The following is a 6,678-nucleotide window of genomic DNA, read 5'->3' as shown; positions in this document are numbered from 1 at the left end:
GGTTTCGCGATCGCTGGCGCGACCGCGCCGCTGGGCCCCCCGGTCTGCGCCGCGCCGGCGCGGCTTGCCGGAGGATGACGACAGAGGGGGCTACCCCACGGCCATGGCACCGGGGGTCTGCTTGTCCTTCATCATCACCAGTTCCTCGGCCATGGTCGGGTGGACGGCGCAGGTGGCGTCCCACTGGGCCTTGGTCAGGCCCGCCTTGACGGCGATCGCGGCCAGCTGGATCATCTCGGGGGCCTCGGGGCCGACGATGTGAACCCCGACCACCTTCTGGGTCTTCGCCTCGACCACCAGCTTCATCAGCACGCGCTCGTCGGAGCCGGTGAAGGCGTATTTCATCGGGCGGAAGCGCGCCACATAGACGTCGATCTCGCCGCCCAGGGTCTGGCGCGCGTCATGTTCGGACAGGCCGACCACGCCGACCGGAGGCTGGCTGAACACGGCGCTGGCGACATTGTCGTGATCATAGCTCTGCGGATTGTCGCGGAAGACGGTCTCGTGGAAGGCCACGGCCTCGCGGATGGCGACCGGGGTCAGATTGATGCGGTCGGTGACGTCACCGACGGCCCAGATGTTGTCGGCCGTGGTCTGCGAGTATTCGTCGACCCGGATCGCCCCCCGGTCGTTCAGCGCGACCCCGGCGGTCTCCAGCCCCAGATCGGTGACGTGCGGGACCCGGCCGGTGGCGAACATCACCACATCGGTCTCGATCGCGTGGCCGTTCTCGAAGGTGTTGCGCAGGCCGGTGGCGGTTTTCTCGATCGCCGTGTGCTGGCAGCCGAGCACGACCTTGATGCCGCGCTTCTCGATCTCGCCCGCCAGGTGCGAGCGGACGTCGTCGTCGAAGCCGCGCAGGATGTTGGGCCCGCGATAGATCAAAGTGGTCTCGACCCCGAGGCCCGCGAAGATGCCGGCGAACTCGACCGCGATATAGCCACCGCCGGCGATCAGGATGCGTCTGGGCAGCTCCGGCAGGTGGAAGGCCTCTTCAGAGGTGATGGCATGCTCGATGCCCGGCAGGTCGCCAGGCGTCCACGGCCGCCCGCCGGTGGCGACCAGAATCCGTTCGGCGGTGACGATGCGATCTCCGCCGCCCTCGCCCTTGCCGAGAATGGCGACGGTATGGGCGTCCCTGAGCACGGCGCGGCCGTGGATCAGGTCGACCCCGGCCTTGCCGAGGTTGGCGACATAGATGCCCGACAGCCGGGCGATCTCGACGTCCTTGGTCTCGAGGAATTTGGGCCAGTCAAAGGTCGCCTTGTCGAACGACCAGCCGTAGCCTTCGGCAATCTCCAGCGCGTGGCTGACCTCGGAGGCCATGACCATGAATTTCTTGGGCACGCAGCCGCGGATCACACAGGTGCCGCCGACGCGATGCTCCTCGGCCACCGCCACCCGCCTGCCGCCCAGGGCCGTCAGCCGCGCCGCGCGCACCCCGCCGGAACCGGCACCGATGACGAAGAGGTCGTAGTCATAGGTGGTCATGTTTTTTTCCGATCATCCCGGCGAAAGCCGGGACCCAGTTCTGTGGGCAACCGGTGGAGTCCGGTGCGCGCCGTCGATACATCCCCAACACCCGGCCCCACGAAAGCACTGGGTCCCGGCTTTCACCGGGATGAGCGGATGAGAGGTCAGGGACTTAGGGTCTCCGCCCCGCCCCCGCCACCATCGATCGCCGTATTGCCCACAGCCCCGCTGCCGGGAAAATATCGATTGACGGTCGAAAGCCGGGGTGGCTAGCGTCCCGAACAACCCTGGGGTCTCCGACATGCTCGCATTCGTTGTTGCCGCCGTGCTCGGATCAACCGGGCCGCAATCGCCGCCCCCGGCCGTCGCGCAAACAGAGTCGTCCCAGCCGTCATCAGCGGATGCGGCGTCGGTGCGACTCGAGGACGTCGAGGTTACCGGTCAACGGGACGACATGGTCCGGGCCTTCGTCAACACGGTCGCGGCCCCCAACCGACATCGCGGCATCGCTCGCTGGGACAAGGACATCTGTATCGGGGTGGCCAACCTGCGGCCGGAAGGGGCCCAGTATATCGTGGACCGGGTTTCCACCGTGGCCGAGGACGTCGGCCTGACGCCGGGAGAGCCGGGCTGCGCGCCGAACGTCATCATCATCGCCTCGACGTCGGCGGACGCCCTGGCGGCGGAACTGGTCGAGGAACGCGGGCGGGCGTTCCGGATGGGCGGCGCGGGCATGGACAGGGGCCGCGCCGCGCTGGACGCCTTCGTCAATTCCGACAGGCCTGTGCGCTGGTGGCAGGTCAGCATGCCGACCAACGCCGATACGGGCGCGCCGGCCGTGCGCCTTCCCGGGGACTGCCAGGGCACCTGTTCCTCCGCGTCTGACTTCGCCCCGGTCAACCGGATCGCTACCGGATCGCGGCTTGCCCTGCCGATCATCGACAACCTGTTCCGCACCGTGATCATCCTGGATGTCGATCAGGTCAGCCGGGTATCGATCCGGCAGCTGGCGGACTATCTGGCCATGATCACCCTGGCCCAGGTCGACCCGGACGCCGACACCGGCGCCTATGTCTCGGTGCTCAATGTATTCGACGACCCGGCCTCGACCGACGGCCTGAGCGGCTGGGACGAGGCCTATCTCCACGGCCTGTACGAACCCGTCCGCATCCGGCGAAGCCCGAGCGCCGCCCGGTCTGCGCTCTCGACCTCGATCCACCGCGCCCGGGAGCGCCTGAACACGGAGGCACCGGACTGACGGGGCCGGAGGGCCCGCCGGGCCTGGCCATGCTGAGCGGCTTGCTTCTGCAGCGCCCGTGATCGACTTTATCGATTGTCCTCCATCCCGGGGGTGACTAGCGTCACGAACAATCCTGAGGCTGCCCAAATGCTCGCGTTCGTTGTTGCCGCCCTGCTCGGGTCCGCGCTCCCCCAGTCCGTACCCGCCGCCGATCCGCCGACCGAGGTCACCCCGCAGTCGCCGGGAGACGGCGCGACGGTAACCCTGGGGGACGTCGAGGTCATCGCCCGCCCGCGGGGCGACACGGTCCGCGCGTTCGTGAACGAGGTCGCGGCCCCCAACCGGAACCGGGGCATCGCCCGCTGGGAGAGGGATGTCTGCATCGGGGTCGCCAACCTGCGCGGTGCAGCCGCCCAGTTTATCGTCGACCGGATCTCAGCCGTCGCCCTGGAGATGGGCCTGACCCCGGGCGAACCCGGCTGCGAAGCCAATGTCATCGTCATCGCCTCGGATTCCCCGGACCGTGTGGCCGAGGAACTGGTCAACGAACGGCTGAACGTGCTGATCATGGGCGGCTCGGGCATGGACCAGGGCCGCGCCGCCCTGAACGCCTTTGCCGCTTCGGACCGGCCGGTGCGCTGGTGGCAGATCAGCATGCCGATCAACAGCCAGACCGGCGTGGCCGCCATCCGGCTTCCGGGGGAATGCAACGGCCCCTGTTCCGGAGCGGCGGATTTCGGACCGAAGGTCCGGGTCCCCACCAGCACGCGCCTGAGCAGCCCGATCGTCGACAGCCTGTTCCGCACCGTGATTATCGTGGACCTGGAACAGGTCCGCGGCGTCACCGTCCGGCAACTCGCCGACTACCTCGCCATGGTCACCCTGGCGCAGATCGACCCCGAAGCCGACACCCGCGCCTTTCCGTCGATTCTGAACGTGTTCGAAAATCCGGCCTCGGCCGACGGCCTGACCGATTGGGACCAGACCTATCTCCACGGCCTGTACCGGGCCAACCGCACGCGCAATATCGGCTCGGGTCTGCCCGAACTGTCGGACTCGATCCGCCGCGTCCAGGACCGTGAGAGCGCCGCCGCACCGGACTGACCGGGCGACACCGCTACGGCGTCAGGGTCTCTACGCCGCCGTCGCCGCCGATGAGGGCCAGATCGGCGAGGTCGAGAAACAGGCCGTGCTCGACCACGCCGGTGATCAGCTTCAGGTCCGAGGCCAGACGGGCCGGGTCGTGGATGGCCCCGCAGGCGGCGTCATAGATGACATTGCCGCCGTCGGTGCGGACCACGCCGCGTTCGGCCTGACGCAGCCGGGCCGGCAGGGCGATGTCGTGGTCGGCCAGTACGTCGGCGATGCGGTTTGCCGTGGTCTTGTGGCCGAAAGCGACGACCTCGATCGGCAGGGCGAACTGTCCGAGCGTCTTCACCACCTTGGCCGCATCGGCGATGACCAGGCAGCGGCTCGAGGCCTCCCACACCAGTTTCTCGCGCAGCAGGGCCGCGCCGCCGCCCTTGATCAGGGCCAGGCCCGGCCCGACCTCGTCGGCCCCGTCGACGGTCAGGTCGAGGCGCGGCGTGTCCTCCAGCGTCGACAGGGTCAGGCCCAGCTCGCGGGCCAGGTCGGCGGTGGCCTCCGACGTCGGCACGCAGCGCAGGCCATCCAGCTGGCGGGCGGCCAGGGCCTTGACGAACCAGGCGGCGGTCGAGCCGGTGCCGAGGCCGACGACCATGCCGGGCTCGACGTGCAGGGCGGCGGCCTCGCCGGTGGCGCGCTTCTGGGCGTCAGCAGTCATTGTTTCGCCGCCTTCTTCGCCCGCATGGAGTCCATGAACCGTCGGGCCCAGCCCGGCTTGGCCGTCTGTTCGCCGCGGCCCAGGGCCAGGTCGCCGGCGTCGACATTCTTCGTGATGACCGAGCCCGAGCCGACCATGGCGCCGGCCCCGATGGTCACCGGCGCGACCAGGGCGCTGTTGGAGCCGATGAAGGCCCCCTCGCCCACCGTGGTGCGGTGTTTGAAGAAGCCGTCGTAGTTACAGAAGATGGTGCCGGCCCCGATATTGGCCCCGGCCCCGATGTCGCCGTCGCCCAGATAGGCCAGGTGGTTGGCCTTGGCCCCGGCCCCGAGGGTGACATTCTTGACCTCGACGAAATTGCCGACCCTGGCCCCCTCGCCCAGAGCCGCGCCGGGGCGCAACCGGGCATAGGGACCGACCTCGGCCCCGGCGGCGACGCTGGCGCCCTCGATATGGCTGAAGGCGCGGATACGGGCCCCGCCGGCGATCCTGGCCCCCGGGCCGAACACGACATACGGCTCGATCGTGGTGCCGCCGCCGATCTCGGTGTCGTACGCGAAATACACGGTCTCGGGCGCGCTCATCGTCACCCCGGCGGCGAGGAAATTGTCGCGCTGCACCTTCTGGAACAGGGCCTCGGCCACGGCCAGCTCGGCCTGGGCGTTGACGCCCATGACCGCGTCCTCGGCCGCATGCACGACCCGGGTTGCAGCCCCGCGTTTGCGCGCCAGTTCGACCACGTCAGTCAGATAGTATTCGCCCTTGGCATTGTCGTTGCGGACCTCGGCCAGCAGGGCGAACAGCAGGGCGGCCGGCGCGGCCATCACGCCGGAATTGCACAGGGTCAGGGCCAGGACCTCGGCCGAGGCTTCCTTGGCCTCGGTGATGGCGGCCAGGGTGTCGCCCTCCATGACCAGCCGGCCATAGGCCCCGGGATCGCGGGCCTCGAAGCCGATCACGGTGACGCCGTCGTCGCCGCTGAACACCGGCTCGATGTCGGCGGCGGTCAGCAGGGGCACGTCGCCATAGGTGACGACGACGTCGCCGGCGAATCCCTTCAGCGCCGCCTCGGCCGCGCGCACGGCATGGCCGGTGCCGATCGGCGGGTCCTGCACGGCGATGGCCGCCTCGCCCAGACGCTTGGCCACATGGGCACGGACCGACGGGGAATGGTCGCCGACCACCACCACGATCCGCTCGCAGCCCAGGGCCTCGGCGGCGTCGATGGCGTGATCCAGCATGGCGCGCCCCCCGACCGGGTGCAGCACCTTGGGCAGGGGCGACTTCATGCGCGTGCCCTGGCCGGCGGCGAGGATGATGGCGGCCCGGGGCCGGTGTGCTCTGGTCATGAATCGGTCCGGTCGTTAGTCGTCAGCCGGGTCTAGCCCATCGGGCGGCCGAACGGGAGACGGCGACATGAACGATCCGGCGCGCGACCTCGAGGGCTGGACCGTCGCCTTCGACCTGGACGGCACCCTGGTCGAGACCGCGCCGGACCTGATCGGCACATTGAACCGGATGCTGGCGGCGCGCGACATTCCGCAGATGCCGGTCGCGGCGGCCCAGCATCTGGTCGGCTACGGGGCCCTGGCCCTGCTGCGGCACGGCTTCCAGGAGGCCGGCGCGCCGTGGGACGAGGCCGACGCCCAGGAGATGCTCGAGGAATTTCTCGCCGACTATATCCGCAACATCGCCGTCTTCAGCCGGCCCTACGACGGGGTGATCGCCACCCTGGAGCGGCTGGCGGCGCGCGGGGCGATCCTGTGCGTGGCCACCAACAAGCGCACCGACCTGTCGGTGGCCCTGATCGCGGCCCTCGATATGACGCATCATTTCGCCGTCATCTGCGGCCCCGACCGGGTCTCGGCGCGCAAGCCCGACGGGGCCCATGTCCGCGAGGCCGTGGCGATGTCGGGCGGGGACCCGGCGCGGGCCATCATGATCGGCGACGGTGCGCCCGATGTGCAGGCGGCGAAAGGCGCCGGCGTGCCCAGCGTGGTGGTGAGCTTCGGCTACACGCCGATCCCGGCCGGGGATCTGGGCGGCGACGTGCTGATCGACCATTTCGACCAGGTCGAGGCGGCCATCGACGGGCTGATCGCCGCCCATCACGCCCGCCGCGGCATCTGACATCTTGCCAGCACGGGACGCCCGGGCTATG

6 protein-coding genes are annotated in these 6,678 nt (G+C 69.6%); 3 read left to right on the top strand and 3 right to left on the bottom strand.

Annotated elements, in window-relative coordinates; translation table 11 throughout:
* Positions 1–90 precede the first annotated feature (90 nt).
* Entirely contained in the window at positions 91–1,491 is a 1,401-nt protein-coding gene (gene gor, locus AACZ75_RS11690; RefSeq protein ID WP_339873030.1) for a glutathione-disulfide reductase, read from the bottom strand.
* A gap of 394 nt (positions 1,492–1,885) precedes the next feature.
* On the opposite strand from gor, the gene AACZ75_RS11685 reads away from it, so the two are divergent.
* Both AACZ75_RS11685 and AACZ75_RS11680 read left to right on the top strand, forming a co-directional pair.
* Positions 1,886–2,731, top strand: coding sequence for a hypothetical protein (locus tag AACZ75_RS11685; protein ID WP_339873029.1), 846 nt, complete (start codon positions 1,886–1,888; stop codon positions 2,729–2,731).
* 129 nt (positions 2,732–2,860) lie between these two features.
* Positions 2,861–3,817: a hypothetical protein gene (locus tag AACZ75_RS11680; protein ID WP_339873028.1), complete on the top strand. Its 957-nt coding sequence runs from the start codon at positions 2,861–2,863 to the stop codon at positions 3,815–3,817.
* 13 nt (positions 3,818–3,830) lie between these two features.
* Here AACZ75_RS11680 and rpiA read toward each other — a convergent pair whose 3' ends face one another.
* Positions 3,831–4,517: a ribose-5-phosphate isomerase RpiA gene (rpiA, locus tag AACZ75_RS11675; protein ID WP_339873027.1), complete on the bottom strand. Its 687-nt coding sequence runs from the start codon at positions 4,515–4,517 to the stop codon at positions 3,831–3,833.
* A complete protein-coding gene (glmU, locus tag AACZ75_RS11670; protein WP_339873026.1) occupies positions 4,514–5,866 on the bottom strand; it encodes a bifunctional UDP-N-acetylglucosamine diphosphorylase/glucosamine-1-phosphate N-acetyltransferase GlmU in 1,353 nt (450 codons plus the stop codon). The genes rpiA and glmU overlap by 4 nt, the downstream gene beginning before the upstream one ends.
* 67 nt (positions 5,867–5,933) lie before the next feature.
* Between glmU and AACZ75_RS11665 the strand changes: the two genes are divergently transcribed.
* The gene (locus AACZ75_RS11665; protein WP_339873025.1) at positions 5,934–6,647 is read left to right on the top strand and encodes an HAD-IA family hydrolase; all 714 of its coding nucleotides are present in this window, start codon (positions 5,934–5,936) and stop codon (positions 6,645–6,647) included.
* Positions 6,648–6,678: the final 31 nt, after the last annotated feature.

Origin of the sequence: uncultured Brevundimonas sp., from assembly GCF_963975535.1 — a bacterium.
GTDB lineage: Bacteria > Pseudomonadota > Alphaproteobacteria > Caulobacterales > Caulobacteraceae > Brevundimonas.
The sequence above is the reverse complement of the archived record's forward strand: the minus strand, read 5'-3'. Positions and strand labels throughout refer to the sequence as shown.